This is a genomic window from Janibacter sp. Y6, from assembly GCF_040900765.1.
In the GTDB taxonomy this organism is placed as follows: domain Bacteria; phylum Actinomycetota; class Actinomycetes; order Actinomycetales; family Dermatophilaceae; genus Marihabitans; species Marihabitans melonis.
This window is the reverse complement of sequence record NZ_JAKLYZ010000001.1, coordinates 627,018-643,012: the sequence shown is the minus strand read 5'-3', so window position 1 is coordinate 643,012 and position 15,995 is coordinate 627,018. Positions and strand designations below refer to the sequence as shown.

Here is a 15,995-nt window from a genome sequence, read left to right as displayed (position 1 = left end):
CCTCATGTCCGACCCCACGACGTGGCACTTCGAGACGCAGCAGATCCACGCCGGGCAGAGCCCCGACCCGACGACCGGCGCCCGCGCGCTGCCGATCTACCAGACGACGAGCTACCAGTTCGACTCCACCGAGCACGCCGCGAACCTCTTCGGGCTCAAGGAGCTCGGCAACATCTACACCCGCCTGATGAACCCGACGACGGACGTCGTCGAGCAGCGCATCGCCGCGCTCGAAGGGGGAGTCGGCGCCCTCCTCGTCGCGTCCGGCCAGGCCGCGACGACCTTCGCCATCCTCAACGTCGCCGAGGCCGGCGACCACGTCGTGGCCAGCCCGGCGCTGTACGGCGGCACGTACAACCTCCTCGGCTCGACCCTGCCCCGTTACGGCATCGAGGTGACCTTCGTGCAGGACGCGGCGGACCTCCAGCAGTGGCGCGACGCGGCGAAGGAGAACACCAAGCTCTTCTTCGGCGAGACGATCTCCAACCCCAGCGGCGAGATCCTCGACGTCGAGGGGGTCGCCGGGGTCGCCCACGAGCTCGGGCTGCCGCTCGTCGTCGACAACACCGTCGCGACGCCCTACGTCCTGCGCCCGATCGAGCACGGCGCCGACGTCGTCGTGCACTCGGCGACGAAGTACCTCGGCGGGCACGGCACGACGATCGCCGGTGCGATCGTCGACGCCGGGACCTTCGACTACGCGCTGCACCCGCAGCGCTTCCCGTCCTACAACGAGCCGGACGAGAGCTACCACGGGCTGCGCTACGGACCGGACCTCGGCGTCGGCAGCGCCTTCGGGGCCAACCTGTCCTTCATCCTCAAGGCGCGGGTGCAGCTGCTGCGCGACCTCGGTTCGGCGGTCTCGCCCTTCAACGCCTTCCTCGTCGCGCAGGGCATCGAGACGCTCTCGCTGCGCATCGAGCGGCACCTGGAGAACACGCGCGCCGTCGCCGACTTCCTCGTCGGTCACCCGCAGGTCGAGCACGTCACCTGGGCGTCCCTGCCCGACCACAAGCACCACGCCCTCGCGCAGAAGTACGCGCCGAAGGGTGCTGGCGCCGTGCTTACCTTCGAGATCGTCGGCGGCGAGGAGGCGGGTCGCCGCTTCGTCGAGGGGCTGACCCTGCACAGCCACGTCGCGAACATCGGCGACGTGCGCAGCCTGGCGATCCACCCGTGGTCGACGACGCACAGCCAGGGCAGCGACGAGGGTCGCTACGCGGCCGGTGTCTCGCCGGGCCTCGTGCGCCTGGCCGTCGGCATCGAGCACGTCGACGACATCGTCGCCGACCTCGAGCGGGGCTTCGCCGCGGCCGCGGGCGAGGCGCAGGAGCGCGCCGCGAGCTGACGTCCTGGCGAAGGGGGACCCACCCGGTGGTGGGTCCCCCTTCGTCGTCAGCGGGCTGGGCCCGCCCGAGATGTCGACGCGAGCGCTGGTTGCAACCCGAGCAGGTGCGAACGTCTCGGGTGGTCTCCCAAGATGTTGGCGCGAGCGCTGGTTGTAACCCGAGCAGGTGCGAACGTCTGGGGTGGTCTCCCGAGATGTTGGCGCGAGCGCTGGTTGTAACCCGAGCAGGTGCGAACGTCTCGGGTGGTCTCGAGGCTCGGGCGCAGGCGCCCTCGCACCTCGACCGACGAGGGCCTGTGGACAACTCGTCCGGCCGGGGTGGCGGGTCGACCTAGCGTTCGGGGATGACACGGCTGACCATCAGCGCCGAGGCGATCGCCGCGCTCGGCGACCGGCTCGAGGAGATCGCGACCCACCTGGAGGAGCGGTCGGCGCAGACGCGGGGGGCGGGCGACGTCGACCACGGCTTCGTCGACCGGGTGGCCGAGGAGGCGGTCGACCGGGTCTACGGCGACTTCGAGCACGCACGGGTCACGCTGTGCGCGCAGCTCACCTCGCTCGCCCGCCTGGCCCGCTCCGCGGGTGCCTGCTACGTCGACACCGACGACATGGTGCGCCGCTCGGTGACACCGACCTTCGAGCGCGGGACGAAGGTCGGCACCCTGTGACCGGCTACGACTGGAGCGCCCGCGACATCCTCGCGCTCGACCCCTACCGCGTCGACCTCGCCGCCACCGACGTCGTCGCCGCGCTCGGCAGCGACCTCACGACCGTCGAGGACAACGTCAGGCTCGTCGCCGAGCTCCTCGGGCAGGTGAGCACCCACGGGGTGTGGGAGTCGCCGTCGGGCGAGACCTTCGCCCGCGAGGTGGGCGACGTCCCGGTGACCCTGCGCCAGGTCGCCGCGCGCATGGGCGACGCGGGCGAGCGGATCACCTGCTACTCGCGGACCTTGCGCACCACCCAGGAGGAGATGGCGCGCACGGCCGCCGCGCACGAGCGCACGTGCGACACCCTCGCCGAGATCGACCGCCAGCTCGCCCTCTACGCACCCCACCCGGCCGAGGACGCGCTGCGGGCGCGACGCGCCGAGGCCCACCGCGAGGTCCTCGCCCACGAGAGCGCCTACGCCGCCGCGAGCGAGGACGCCCGGCGCGACGAGGCCCTGCTCGCCGCGGACCTCGACGAGGTGTGCACCGATCTGGCCGACCCGCCCGGCTACGACGCGCTCGAGGGCACCCGGGACCTCGGGCGCAGCGCGCTCTTCACCGGGCCGTGGGCGGGCCTGCTCAAGCCGCTCGCCCTCGGGACCGCGCTCGACCCGCTCGGCCAGGCCGGCCTGCGGGTGGCCTACGGTCACGGCAGCTGGCGCCGGATCGCGTCGGACTCGAGGTACCTCGTCGCCGACGGCGTCATCAAGGGCAGCGGACGGGTCCTGCGCTCGACGCGGGGCGTGAGCACCGCCGCCACCTCCGTCACCCGCACGACGCGGACGGCGAGCCCTGCCCGTGCCCCACGGGCGCTCGACCAGCCCTGGCACGTCACCGCCCGGCAGAGCACGACCCGACTGGCCGCCCGCAGCCGAGAGCTCGCCGTGGCGAAGGGGACTCAGCTCGCCCGCGACCGGAGCGGCCTCGCCCTCGCCGACGAGCTCGCCGCCGACTGGCGCGCCGTCTCGGGTGCCTCCCGCCCGGTGAAGGTCGTCCAGGGCGTCGCGTCGAGCACGAAGGTCGCCCGGCACGTCGGGCGGACCGCGGACGCCGCGGGCACGACGCGGGAGCGCCTCCGCCCGGTGACCGACGCCGATGCGCACGAGCGCGAGCGCCGCGACGCCCGACGCGAGGACCGCCGCCGCGCCGCCGCCGCCCGCCGGGTCGAGGAGCCGACGCCGCCCTAGCACGGGGCCGGACGTATCCTGGCGCGCATGCCCGGACCCCTCGCTGCGCCGATGACGGCGGCGCAGCTGCACTACCCGGAGCAGCTGCCCGTCGTCGCCGTCAAGGACGAGATCGCGGCCGCGATCCGTGAGCACCAGGTCGTCGTCATCGCCGGCGAGACCGGCTCGGGCAAGACCACCCAGCTGCCGAAGATCGCGCTCGAGGTCGGCCGGGGGATGGGCGGCCAGATCGGCCACACCCAGCCGCGACGGATCGCCGCCCGCAGCGTGGCCGAGCGCATCGCCGAGGAGCTGCACGTCGAGCTCGGCGGCCTCGTCGGCTACCAGGTCCGCTTCTCCGACCACAGCAGCGACGCGACGGCGGTCAAGGTGATGACCGACGGCATCCTCCTCAACGAGATGCAGCGCGACCGCGACCTGCGGCGCTACGACACGCTCATCATCGACGAGGCGCACGAGCGCAGCCTCAACATCGACTTCATCCTCGGCTACCTCAAGCAGCTGCTGCCGCGCCGACCCGACCTCAAGGTCATCATCACCTCGGCGACGATCGACCCCGACCGCTTCGCCGCCCACTTCGCCGACGCCGACGGCACCCCCGCCCCGGTCATCGAGGTCTCCGGGCGCACCTACCCCGTCGAGGTCCGCTACCGACCGCTCGTCGGCGAGGGCGAGGACGGCGAGGACGTCGACCAGATCACCGGCATCTGCCGGGCGGTCGAGGAGCTGTGGACCGAGCCCGACCCCGGCGGGGCGCGGGACATCCTCGTCTTCCTCTCCGGCGAGCGCGAGATCCGCGACGCCGCGGACGCGCTCGAGGGCATACACCTGCCGGGCACCGAGGTCCTGCCCCTCTACGCCCGGCTCTCCTCCGCCGAGCAGCACCGTGTCTTCGGTCGCCACTCCGGCCGGCGCATCGTGCTCGCCACGAACGTCGCCGAGACCTCGCTCACCGTGCCCGGCATCCGCTACGTCATCGACACCGGCATGGCGCGCATCTCCCGCTTCAGCCAGCGCACGAAGGTCCAGCGCCTCCCCGTCGAGCCGGTGAGCCAGGCGAGCGCGTCGCAGCGCGCCGGCCGCTGCGGCCGGCTCTCCGACGGCATCTGCGTGCGCCTGTACTCGCAGGAGGACCACGACGCGCGCCCGGAGTTCACCGACCCCGAGATCCTGCGCACCTCCCTCGCCGCGGTCATCCTCCAGATGACCGCCCTCGGCCTGGGGGACGTGAGCCGCTTCCCCTTCGTCGAGCCGCCGGACTCCCGCCAGGTGAGCGACGGCCTGCGTCTGCTCGAGGAGCTCGAGGCCGTCCACCCGGCCGAGCGGGGGGCGAAGGGGTCGGCCCGCCGCCTCACCCCCACCGGCAAGACCCTCGCCCGGCTGCCCGTCGACCCGCGGCTGGGCCGGATGCTCATCGAGGCCGACCGCCGCGGCTGCCTCACCGAGGTCCTCGTCGTCGTCTCCGCGCTGTCCATCCAGGACCCGCGGGAGCGTCCGCTCGAGCGCCAGGCGCAGGCCGACCAGCAGCACGCGCGCTTCCGTCACGAGACCTCCGACTTCGCGACGTGGTGGCAGCTGTGGGTCTACCTCAAGGAGCAGCAGCGCGAGCTGTCCTCGAGCGCCTTCCGCCGGATGTGCAAGCGCGAGTACCTCCACTACGTGCGCATCCGTGAGTGGCAGGACGTCCACGCGCAGCTGCGCCGGGCGGCGACCGACCGTCGTCTCGACACGCGCTCGCGGACCTCGGCGAAGGGGGCCGACCCGGACTGGGACACCGTGCACCAGGCGCTGCTGGCCGGGCTGCTCAGCCACGTCGGTGTCCGTGACGAGGACAAGCGCGACTATCTCGGCGCCCGTGGCGCGCGCTTCTCCATCCAGCCCGGCTCGACGCTCCACCGCCGCCAGCCGCCGGTCGTCATGGCCGGCGAGCTCGTCGAGACGACCCGGCTGTGGGCGCGCACCAACGCCCGGATCGACCCCGAGTGGGCCGAGCGGGCCGGGGCGCACCTCGTGCGCCGCAGCTACTCCGAGCCGCGGTGGTCCAAGCGTCAGGCGAGCGCGATCGCCACCGAGCGCGTGACCCTCTACGGGGTACCGCTCGTCGCCGGTCGCACCGTGCAGCTCTCGCGCGTCGACCCCGTGCTCGCCCGCGAGCTCTTCATCCGCGAGGGGATCGTCTCGGGGGAGTGGGAGACCCACCACCAGGTCTTCCGGGACAACGCGCGGGCCATCGCCCGCGTCGAGGAGCTCGAGGCGCGCAGCCGGCGACGGATCGCCACGGACGAGGAGGACCTCGTCGCCTTCTACGACGAGCGGATCCCCGCCGAGGTCGTCTCCGGGACCCACTTCGACCGGTGGTGGAAGTCCGCGCGCCGCGAGCAGCCCGACCTGCTCACCCTCACCCCCGAGCACCTCGTGCGCGACGACGCCGAGGCCGTCGACGACGCGCAGTACCCGACGACCTGGCGCGACGGCGAGCACGACCTGCGCCTCACCTACCAGTTCGAGCCCGGCACCGAGGCCGACGGCGTGACCGTCCACCTCCCGGTGCACCTGCTCAACCAGATCGAGGGCACCGGCCTGGACTGGCAGGTCCCCGGGCTGCGCGAGGAGCTCGCGACCGCGCTCATCCGCGGTCTGCCGAAGGCGACCCGCCGCAGCTTCGCGCCCGCGCCGGACCACGCCGCCCGCGCCCTGCGGGCCATCCCGCCCGAGGAGGTGGGGCAGACCCCCTTCGTCGTCGCCCTCGGGCGCGCCCTGCGCAGCCTCACGGGGGTCGCCGTGCCGCTGGAGCAGTGGGACCCCTCGGCGGTGCCGGCCCACCTGCGGATGACCTTCCGGGTCGAAGGGGAGCGCGGTCGCCGGCTCGCCGAGGGCACCGATCTCGACGCCCTGCGCACCGAGGTCGCCGGCCACGTCCAGGCGCGGGTGCGCCAGGCGGGTGCGTCGGTCGAGCGCTCGGGCATGACGACGTGGGAGCTCGAGGAGCTGCCGCGCACGGTGACGTCCGGTCGCGGCTCCCGCCAGGTCGTCGGCTACCCGGCGCTCGTCGACGAGGGCGACACCGTCGCCGTCCGGGTGCTGCCCGACGCCGCGCAGGCCGAGGCGGCCCGTCGACGCGGTGTGCGCCGGCTGCTCGTGCTCGGCACCCCGGCCCCGTGGAAGCGCGTGCTCGCCGGCCTCTCCAACGCCGACAAGCTCGCGCTCGGCGACAACCCGCACGGGTCGGTCCCCGCCCTGCTCGAGGACTGCCTCGGCGCCGCCGTCGACGACGTCGTCGCCGAGCACGTGCCCGGGGAGGTGAGGGACCGCGCCGCCTTCGACGACGCACTGCGTGCCGTGCGCACCCATCTCGGCTCGCGCACCCTCTTCGTCGTGCGCGAGGTCCAGCCGGTCCTGCAGCAGCGCCGCGAGGTCCTGGGCACCCTCGAGCGGATCACCGCGCCCGCCCTCGCCCCGGCCGTCGCCGACATGCGCGCGCAGGTCGAGAGCATCGCCGGGCCCGGCTTCGTCACCGCGGCGGGCCTGGGCCGGCTGCGCGACCTCGCCCGCTACCTGCGCGGCGTCTCCGTGCGCATCGACCGGCTCGGCGAGCGTCCCGACCGCGACCAGGCGCAGCAGGAGGTCGTCGACGGCGTCGAGGGTGCCTACGCCGACCTGCTCGACGTCCTCGACCCGCTCGAGCGCGACCGCGAGGACGTCCGGGCGATCGGCTGGCTCGTCGAGGAGCTGCGGGTCTCGCTCTTCGCCCAGTCCGTCGGCGTGCCGGTGCCGGTCTCGGCCAAGCGGGTGCGCTCGGCCATCGCCGCCGTGCGCGCCGAGCTGCGCCCCCACGGCTGACCGCGACGCGCCACCCGCACGGGGGAATCCCGTGCGGCCCGGTGTCGTTGGGGATGATGTACGTACCGATCACCAGGAGGACGACGTGACCGACCCGACCGAGCTCTACCGCTTCGAGGTCGACATCGACCCGAGCCGGCTCACGCCCGGGCCGATGATCGTGGGCTTCGACGGCTTCATCGACGCCGGGGGCACCCAGCGCATCCTCGTCGACCACCTGCTCGCCGCGGGCGAGGCCCGTGTCGTCGCGTCCTTCGACGTCGACAGCCTGCTCGACTACCGCGGCCGCCGACCCGTCATCGTCTTCGAGGCGACCCGCTACGGCTCCTACGACGACCCGGCCCTGCTGCTCTACCAGCTGACCGACCGCGAGGGCCAGGCGTACTACCTGCTCACCGGTCCCGAGCCCGACTACCGCTGGGAGGCGGTCGTCCTGGCGGTGACCGACCTCGTGCGCCGGCTCGGCATCACCCTCGTCGTGCAGGCGCACGGCATCCCCATGGCCGTGCCGCACACCCGTCCGATCGGCATGACGGCGCACGCCACCGACGAGCGCCTCATCGGCGAGCGCAAGCCCGTCTTCGGCACCGTGCAGGTGCCGGGGAGCCTCGGCTCGCTGCTCGAGCTGCGTCTCGGCGAGGCCGGTCTCGACGCCATGGGCTTCGCGATCCACGTGCCGCACTACCTCGCGGGCTCGGCCTTCCACGACGGCGCGCTCACCGCGCTCAACGCGGTCGTCGACGCGACCGGGCTCAACCTGCCCAACGACGCCCTCGTCCAGGCGGCCGGCGAGAACCGCCTCGAGATCGAGCGCGAGATCGGTGAGAACGCCGCGGTCGCCGAGGCCGTCCACGGGCTCGAGCGCCAGTACGACGTGCACCTGCGCGGCATCGAGCGCCCCAGCCTCCTGGCCGGTGAGGACGACAAGCTGCCCTCGGCCGACGAGCTCGGTGCGGAGTTCGAGGACTTCCTGCGCACCGTCGACGACGGCGACAGCTGAGCGCTCGTCGCGACGCCGTCCACGCTGGTCCGGGGCCTACTTGGCCTCGGACCAGCGGCGTACGACGGAGGTGTCGGAGACGAAGCGCACGCGGTCGTGACCGCACCACCGGCGGGCGCTGAGCCGCAACGACTCGTCGACGAGCCGGGCGACCTCCTCGCCGTGCTCGTGCGGCACGTGCACGAGCAGCTCGTCGTGCAGGCACAGGACGACCTGACCGCCGAGCGGCCGCACGGCCTCGCGCACCGTCACCGCCCACGCCTTGAAGAGCTCGGCGGCCGAGCCCTGGATGACGGCGTTGCGGGCGAAACGTCCCCGTGAGCGGATGAGCGGCCCCGGGTCCTCGCCGGGCCCGACGGCACCGAAGGCGGTGCGCACGAGCCGCCCGCCGAAGGTGCGCACGGGTCGTCCCCCTTCGCCCTCGCGCTGCGCGCGGTCGAGATGGCCCATGGCGACCGGGTAGGCGCGCTCGAGACCGCGCAGCGCCTCGCCGGCGGCCCCGCTGCGCTGGCCGTACATCGCGGCGAGCACGGCGATCTTCGCGACCGGGCGCTCCACCCCGAGGCGCTGGGCCACCGGCTCGTACAGGTCCGCGGCCGTGCTCGCGGCGGCGAAGGCCTCGTCGCCGGAGACGACGGCGAGGACGCGAGGCTCGACCTGGCCGAGGTCGGCCCGCACGAGGACGTGCCCCGCAGCGGCCGCGACGCCGGGCCGCAGCTCCGCGGGCAGGTTGTGGAGCCCGGCCTGAGCCGTCATCCGCCCGGCCGCCCCGTCGCACGCCGTCCACGCCCCGCGCAGCCGGTCGTCCGCGCCGACGTGCTCGGCCAGCCAGCGCCACCCGTACGTCGTCGCGATCCGCTCGCGCCGACGCCACTCGAGCAGGGCGGGCACGACGGGGTGGCGATGCACGTGCTCGGCGAGCACGGACTTGCGGGTGCTCGGGACGTCGACGCCGGCCGTCGCCAGCAGGCTGCGGACGGCGGCGGGGTTGCGCAGGTCGACCCGGCCGATGCCCGGCACGCTGGCGAGGACCGGCGCGTCACGCTCGGCACGGGCGCGAGCCTCGTCGGCCTCGCTGAGCAGGCGTGGCCCGGCGGCCTGCTGGACGAGCTCCTCGAGGGCCGCCCGGTCGACGGGCAGCCCGTCGCGCTCGAGCTCGACCGCGAGGACGGCAGCCGCCGACTCGGCGTGAGCGGTGACGACCGCTCGCGGGCCGAGCCGCTCGAGACGCTCCTGCTGCCAGCGGGCCACCTCCAGGGCCGCGCGCCCCCAGGCCAGACCGCGGGCCAGGGAGTCGCCCGCCCACACCGCTCCGGCGTCGGCGCGCAGGTAGCCGTCGGGTCGCACGAGGTCGTCCGGGTCCCCGTCCTCGGACAGAGCGGCGAAGAGGTCGTCGCCGACCGGCGCCGGCAGGGCGCCGGGGTCGAGGCCCCGGGCGTGCGCCCACGCCGTCGCGGGATCGGCACGCCACCCGCCGTGCAGGATCCGGTGGGCCTCGGCGACGTCCCACGTGCGGGGGAGCGCGGCCCCGGCCGCCAGGAGAGGGGCGAGATCGCGAGCCGACCAGGTGACCCACCGGGTGGGCCTCAGCGTCGCGAGCCCGCCGGCGACGTCCGGGCCCAGCACGACGTGGTCCTCCGCGCCGACGGCGAGCGCCGCGCCGGGCGAGAGGACCAGGGCGCGCGCGGCGCCGGGGAGGGGTCTCGTGCTCACCGGGTCACGGTAGGCGGCTGCGGGGCCTCGGCGTGCGCACGATGGGGCAGGATGACCACGCGGCGGGCGACACGGCCCGGCGCAGACAGACCAGGAGGACCCGTGGGACGCATCTCCGACGCGCTCGGCTTCGGCAAGGACGAGAAGGAGCAGGTGCAGCAGACGCGCACGGCTCTCGAGCAGGCGCAGGACCCGAAGGACCAGGGCGCGCTCAACGCGTCCGTCTCCCGGGTCGTCGAGAGCCTCCTCGACACCGGCATCGACGGGCGCGGCCCCTTCGACTCGGCCGCCCAGGTCGCCGACGCCGCGCTCGCCAAGCACGGCGGCAACGCCGAGAAGGCCGTCGACGAGGTCATGCGCGACCACCTCAAGCTCGTCGCGGCGAGCGGCTTCGTCACCAACCTCGGCGGCTTCATCACGCTGCCCGTGGCGCTCCCGGCGAACGTCCTGGGCTTCTACCTCCTCGCGACCCGCATGACCGCCGCGACCGCCCGTCTGCGCGGCCACGACATCGCCGACCCGCGCATCCGCAGCGCGGTCCTCCTCGCGCTCGTCGGCGCCGACGCCAACGACCTGCTCGCCAAGGCCGGGATGGCCGCCCCGTCCGGGCGCCTGACCAACCTCGCCGCGCAGCGCCTCCCGGGGCCGGCCCTCATGGTCGTCAACAAGGCCGTCGGCTTCCGGATCCTGTCGACGGCGGGGCGCAAGTCCTTCTCCCGCTTCGGCAAGTCGGTGCCGGTCGTCGGCGGGGCCGTCGGAGGGGGCATGGACACATGGCTGCTCAAGCAGCTCGCCGACCACGTGCGCACGGAGTTCCCGCCCGCCTCGTGACCATCGGGCGACCCGGGGGAATCCTCCGGGTCGCCCGCTCGTTCTACTCCTCGCGGCCGGCCCCAGACCGGCCCGACCTCGAGAAGGGGAGCCCGATGGCCCGACGACACCGCATGCACGCCGCCGCGAACCTCGCCGGCGCCGTGCGCAGCGCCACCCGTCCCGGCACGCCCAGCCTGATCCAGCGGGTGCTCGCACTGCCCCGCCTCGTCCGCGCCGTGCGCAGCGGGCGCTACCAGGGGATGAGCAGCGGGCAGCTCACCCTCATGCTCCTCGGCCTCGGCTACGTCGTCTCGCCGATCGACGTCGTGCCGGAGGGGCTGCTCCTCGTCGTCGGCCTCGTCGACGACGCGGTCATCCTGTCCTGGCTCGCCGTGTCGCTCGTGCGCGAGACCGAGGACTTCATCGCCTGGGAGCAGGCCGGCTCGCCCGCTCCCGGTGCCCATGCCTACGCATCGGGCCCCACGCCCGGCCCCGCATCCGCCTACGCGACGTCGACGACCGTGCCCTCCGAGGTCGTTCGCGACTGACGGCCACGTGCGTCGTCCACAGGTGGGCGCGCCGCGCAGCCGTCGTCCACAGGGCGCCGCGACGTCCTGACGGGAGCCCGCGCCACAGGGCAGCGTGCGGTCATGGAGACCGTCCGAGCCCGCACCCCTGTCGACATCGCCGTCATGGCGCCCTATCTCCTCGGCTTCCACCCCGAGGACTCTCTCGTCCTGCTCGCCCTCGACGGGCGACGCGTCGGGCTGATCCAGCGCTGCGACATCGTCCCCGACGAGCACGCCGAGCGCGCCGTGCGCCAGATGGTCGGGCAGGTCGTGCAGACCCGTGCCCGCGCGGTGGTCGCCGTCGCCTACGAGACCCGGTCCGGCGCCTCCGCCCGGATGCGCGCAGTCCTCGCGGGTCTCGTCGACCGAGGCGTCATCGGGTGCAGCCCGGTCGTCGTCGTGCGCGACGGGCGGTGGCACTCGCCGGACCGCGACGTCGAGGGGTGGGAGGAGGACGGCGTCGTGCTCCCCGAGGCGAGCAGGGTGCCCGGTGTCGCCGCGCTGGTCGCCCACGGACGAGCGCCCCTGCGGACGCGGTCGGACCTCGCAGAGCAGGTCGCCCCTGGCACCCACCCGGGCAGCGCGCTCGTCGAGACGCTCCTCGCGCGCCGGCCGACGGGGCCTCGGGGCCGGGCTGCGGCGACGGCCGCCTGGACGGCCGTCCTGCGCGCCCGGGAGCCGGTCGACGACCTCGACGACGACGTCGTCGCCGACCTCGTCGTGTCGTTGCGCGACCGGGCCTGGCGCGACGCCCTCCTCGCCGTCCTCACCCCCGGGCCGGACGCGGTGCCCGGCATCGACCCCGAGGACCTGCGCACCGCCGCCGCGGCGGCGCGCTGCTGCACGTGGACCCACGATGCGACGGGCAGCCGCGGGGGAGAGGTCGACGACGCGGCGGCGCTCGACGTCGAGGCCCTGCTCGACCGGTTGTGCGGTGTCGTGCACCGGGTGCCCGAGCCGCGCAGCGCGCCGCTGCTCACCGTCGTCGGGCAGGTGGCCTGGTGGTCGGGCAGCGGTGCCCTGGCGGGCATCGCCCTCGAGGCGGCCCTGCGAGCAGACCCCCGCTACCGGCTCGCCGTGCTGCTCGACCAGCTCGTCACCCACGGCATCCGGTTGCCCGCCGCCTGAGGGTGAGACGCCCGTGGCCCCGCCCACGGCGCCTCGTTACACTTCGGGCAGGTCATGAGACCCAGCGTCAAGCGCCGGCTTGCTGGGCGGCAACCCTCCTCGCGATGGGGTGCCCCGGGTGATGACCTGGCCGCACCGACCCGGTGCGTGCAAGAGCGAGGCTGCAGGAGCGCATCCGTCATGAGCGTGACGTCATTCGTCCGACCCGGTGCAGATCGACCGGGCACCCCCATCCCCACCTCGGTGCCCGCCCGCGCGGCAGGCCCGGCGCGCCCGAGCGCGGCCTGGCGCGAGGGCGACGACCCCGGCGGCCGGGTCTTCGCCGACCTCGGACCGCTCGACCTCGAGCGCGGCGCACGGCTGCCCGAGGTCCGGATCGCCTACGAGACGTGGGGCGAGCTCGCCCCGGACGGCTCCAACGCCGTCCTCGTCGAGCACGCCCTCACCGGCGACAGCCACGTCGTCGGGCCGAGCGGCCCCGGTCACCCGACGCCCGGGTGGTGGGAGGGCATGGTCGGTCCCGGCGCGCCGGTCGACACCGACCGCTACTTCGTCGTCGCGCCCAACGTGCTCGGCGGGTGCCAGGGCAGCACCGGCCCGAGCTCGCCGGCCCCGGACGGCGCCCCGTGGGGCTCGCGCTTCCCAGCGGTGACGATCCGCGACCAGGTGGCCGCGGAGGTCCTGCTCGCCGACGCCCTCGGCGTCACCCGGTGGGCCGCGGTCGTCGGCGGCTCGATGGGCGGCATGCGCGCCCTGGAGTGGGCGCTCTCGGAGCCCGAGCGGGTCGAGCGGGCCGTCGTGCTCGCGAGCACCCCGTACGCGACGGCGGAGCAGATCGGGTGGTCGCAGGCCCAGGTCATGGCGATCCGCAACGACCCCCACTTCGCCGGGGGCGACTACTACGGGCAGCCCGAGGGCCCCGACGCCGGTCTGAGCATCGCGCGCCAGGTCGCCCACGTCACCTACCGCAGCGAGATCGAGCTGCACGACCGCTTCGGGCGGCGCGGGCAGGCCGAGGGGGCCGACGCCCCCTTCGCCGTCGAGAGCTATCTCGAGCACCACGGCACCAAGCTCGCCGGTCGCTTCGACGCCAACTCCTACGTCGTGCTCACCGAGGCGATGAACTCCCACGACGTCGGGCGTGACCGGGGCGGTCTCGAGTCGGCGCTGCGGGCCTACCCCGGGCGGCTCACGGTGGCGGCCGTCGACAGCGACCGGCTCTACCCCCCACGGCTCACCGACGAGGTCGCCGCGCTGCGCCCGGGCACGGTCCAGCGGCTCGTCACGAGCCGGTCGGGGCACGACGGCTTCCTCACCGAGATCGAGCAGGTCGCGACGATCGTGCGCGAGGCCCTCGACGGTTGACGCCGAGCCGCCGACGACGGCCTCGACCGGCACCGCTGACGCGTCCGGCGCGCCCCGTCCTCTTGCCCGTGCGGCACCGCGCTCGCGGTGTAGCGTCTGCGGCAACTACCAGCCATGGACAAGGAGTCGCAGATGACGATCGTCGTTGGTTACGTCTCGACCAAGGAGGGACGCGCCGCCCTCGACCGTGCGGTCGAGGAGGCGAAGCTGCGCGGGCGACGCCTCGTCGTCGTGCACTCCGACCGCGGCGGCTCGGGCTTCACCGGTGACAACGCCGCCTCCCAGGAGGCCACCCTCCAGGGGGTGCGCGACGACCTCGCCGGCAGCGGCGTCGACGTCGACGTGCGTGGTCTCGTGCGCGGCAAGGAGCCGGCCGAGGACCTCATCGCCGTCGCGGAGGAGACCGATGCCGAGCTCATCGTCATCGGGCTGCGCCGCCGCACCCCCGTCGGCAAGCTCATCCTCGGCTCCAACGCCCAGCGGGTGCTCCTCGACGCCCCGTGCCCCGTCCTCGCGGTGAAGGCCGACGCCTGACGCGAGACGCTCTGCAGCACCGCCGAAGGGCCCATGCGCACGGTCGCGTGGGCCCTTCGCGTGCTCTCGACTTATAATGGTGATCAAGCCCGCGGCCGAGCGCCCAGGCGCCACCTGCTCCGGAGGCAGTCACCCTGCTCCAGATGCATCCTCGGTGGCGCGGGCTCAGCCCGCTCACACGCCACGGAAGGTGCCGGTAGACCCTTGTCGCCCCGCTCGACCACGTCAGACTCCCTGCCCCGCGACTTCGCCCACCCTGCCGTGCAGACCCTGCTCAGCAAGGGCAGCTCCACCGGCCACGTCACGGCAGAGGACGTCGCCGCCGCGGTGAGCGAGGCCGGGATTACCGCCCCTCGGATGCGCGTTGTGCTTCAGACGCTGAAGGAACAGGGAATCGAGGTCCACGTGCCACCGACCACCACCAAGAAGACCGCCACCAAGAAGGCAGCGTCCCCCGCCAAGAAGGCGGCGACGAAGTCGACGACGAAGAAGGCTGCGGCCGACGGCGCCGTGACGACGAAGGTGGCGGCGAAGAAGGCCGGCACGACCAAGGCCGCCGCCGCGGGCGCCGCTGCTCCGGCGAAGAAAACCGCCGCGAAGAAGAGCACCGCGAAGAAGACGACGGCCAAGAAGGCTGCCGCCACCGCCGGTGCGACCGGTCCCGGCGACGACGTCGAGCCCGATCCGGCCGACATCGCCGACGCCGCCGAGGAGGCCGGCGAGGACGGCGAGGAGACCACCGAGCCCGCCGTCGGCACCCCGGCTCCCGCGACGACCGCTCCCACGAGCGAGGCCGCTGGCTTCGTGCTGTCCAACCAGGACGAGGACGACGCCCCGGCCCAGCAGGTCGTCACCGCCGGCGCCACGGCCGACCCGGTCAAGGACTACCTCAAGCAGATCGGCAAGGTCGCCCTCCTCAACGCCGAGCAGGAGGTCGAGCTCGCCAAGCGGATCGAGGCCGGCCTCTTCGCCGAGGAGAAGCTCGCCTCGGGCGAGAAGATCGACACGAAGTTCAAGAACGAGCTGTGGTGGATCTCGCAGGACGGCAAGAACGCCAAGAACCACCTCCTCGAGGCCAACCTGCGTCTCGTCGTCTCGCTCGCCAAGCGCTACACCGGTCGCGGCATGCTCTTCCTCGACCTCATCCAGGAGGGCAACCTGGGCCTCATCCGTGCGGTCGAGAAGTTCGACTACACGAAGGGCTACAAGTTCTCCACGTACGCGACGTGGTGGATCCGCCAGGCGATCACCCGCGCGATGGCCGACCAGGCCCGCACCATCCGCATCCCGGTGCACATGGTCGAGGTCATCAACAAGCTCGCGCGCGTCCAGCGCCAGATGCTCCAGGACCTGGGCCGCGAGCCCACCCCGGAGGAGCTGGCCAAGGAGCTCGACATGACCCCCGAGAAGGTCGTCGAGGTGCAGAAGTACGGCCGCGAGCCGATCTCGCTGCACACCCCGCTCGGCGAGGACGGCGACTCCGAGTTCGGTGACCTCATCGAGGACTCCGAGGCGGTCGTGCCCTCCGACGCGGTCTCCTTCACCCTCCTGCAGGAGCAGCTGCACAGCGTCCTCGACACGCTCTCCGAGCGCGAGGCGGGCGTCGTGTCGATGCGCTTCGGCCTCACCGACGGCCAGCCCAAGACGCTCGACGAGATCGGCAAGGTCTACGGCGTGACCCGCGAGCGGATCCGCCAGATCGAGTCCAAGACGATGAGCAAGCTGCGTCACCCGTCGCGCTCGCAGGTCCTGCGCGACTACCTCGACTGAGCACCCGCCCGACGCGAA

12 protein-coding genes and 1 riboswitch are annotated in these 15,995 nt (G+C 73.9%); of the genes, 11 read left to right on the top strand and 1 reads right to left on the bottom strand.

Translation table 11 applies throughout. From position 1 onward, the window contains the following. Positions 1-4 precede the first annotated feature (4 nt). From L6241_RS02960 to L6241_RS02940, 5 genes are all read left to right on the top strand, one after another. Positions 5-1,348: a bifunctional o-acetylhomoserine/o-acetylserine sulfhydrylase gene (locus L6241_RS02960; protein WP_354586797.1), complete on the top strand. Its 1,344-nt coding sequence runs from the start codon at positions 5-7 to the stop codon at positions 1,346-1,348. Positions 1,349-1,692: 344 nt separating this feature from the next. Further along, positions 1,693-2,016, top strand: a complete 324-nt coding sequence (locus L6241_RS02955; protein ID WP_123092861.1) for a hypothetical protein — start codon at positions 1,693-1,695, stop codon at positions 2,014-2,016. After that, on the top strand, positions 2,013-3,245 hold the full coding sequence (locus L6241_RS02950) for a hypothetical protein (RefSeq protein WP_368244749.1): 1,233 nt from the start codon (positions 2,013-2,015) through the stop codon (positions 3,243-3,245). The genes L6241_RS02955 and L6241_RS02950 overlap by 4 nt, the downstream gene beginning before the upstream one ends. A 27-nt stretch (positions 3,246-3,272) precedes the next feature. Continuing rightward, positions 3,273-7,085, top strand: coding sequence for an ATP-dependent RNA helicase HrpA (gene hrpA / locus L6241_RS02945; protein ID WP_368244748.1), 3,813 nt, complete (start codon positions 3,273-3,275; stop codon positions 7,083-7,085). 85 nt (positions 7,086-7,170) lie between these two features. Further along, on the top strand, positions 7,171-8,085 hold the full coding sequence (locus L6241_RS02940; RefSeq protein WP_368244747.1) for a PAC2 family protein: 915 nt from the start codon (positions 7,171-7,173) through the stop codon (positions 8,083-8,085). A 36-nt stretch (positions 8,086-8,121) separates the two neighbouring features. Here the strand turns inward: L6241_RS02940 and L6241_RS02935 are convergent, their stop codons facing one another. Further along, positions 8,122-9,798, bottom strand: a complete 1,677-nt coding sequence (locus L6241_RS02935) for a DNA polymerase (RefSeq protein ID WP_368244745.1) — start codon at positions 9,796-9,798, stop codon at positions 8,122-8,124. A gap of 102 nt (positions 9,799-9,900) precedes the next feature. Here L6241_RS02935 and L6241_RS02930 point away from each other — a divergent pair, with 102 nt between their 5' ends. The 6 genes from L6241_RS02930 to L6241_RS02905 all read left to right on the top strand — a co-directional run bounded on the left by L6241_RS02930 (position 9,901) and on the right by L6241_RS02905 (position 15,977). After that, complete coding sequence (locus L6241_RS02930; RefSeq protein ID WP_368244743.1) at positions 9,901-10,629, top strand: EcsC family protein; 729 nt, start codon at positions 9,901-9,903, stop codon at positions 10,627-10,629. Between the two features lie 95 nt (positions 10,630-10,724). Beyond that, positions 10,725-11,159, top strand: a complete 435-nt coding sequence (locus L6241_RS02925; protein ID WP_368244741.1) for a YkvA family protein — start codon at positions 10,725-10,727, stop codon at positions 11,157-11,159. A 102-nt stretch (positions 11,160-11,261) separates the two neighbouring features. Then, the gene (locus L6241_RS02920) at positions 11,262-12,308 is read left to right on the top strand and encodes a DUF4192 domain-containing protein (RefSeq protein WP_251719782.1); all 1,047 of its coding nucleotides are present in this window, start codon (positions 11,262-11,264) and stop codon (positions 12,306-12,308) included. 50 nt (positions 12,309-12,358) lie between these two features. Then, positions 12,359-12,470: riboswitch (SAM riboswitch) on the top strand. Positions 12,471-12,488: 18 nt separating this feature from the next. Continuing rightward, the gene (locus L6241_RS02915) at positions 12,489-13,673 is read left to right on the top strand and encodes a homoserine O-acetyltransferase (RefSeq protein ID WP_368244740.1); all 1,185 of its coding nucleotides are present in this window, start codon (positions 12,489-12,491) and stop codon (positions 13,671-13,673) included. A 132-nt stretch (positions 13,674-13,805) separates the two neighbouring features. Continuing rightward, positions 13,806-14,207, top strand: a complete 402-nt coding sequence (locus tag L6241_RS02910) for a universal stress protein (protein WP_123093801.1) — start codon at positions 13,806-13,808, stop codon at positions 14,205-14,207. A gap of 204 nt (positions 14,208-14,411) precedes the next feature. Continuing rightward, entirely contained in the window at positions 14,412-15,977 is a 1,566-nt protein-coding gene (locus tag L6241_RS02905) for an RNA polymerase sigma factor (RefSeq protein ID WP_368244739.1), read from the top strand. The last annotated feature ends 18 nt before the right edge of the window (positions 15,978-15,995 follow it).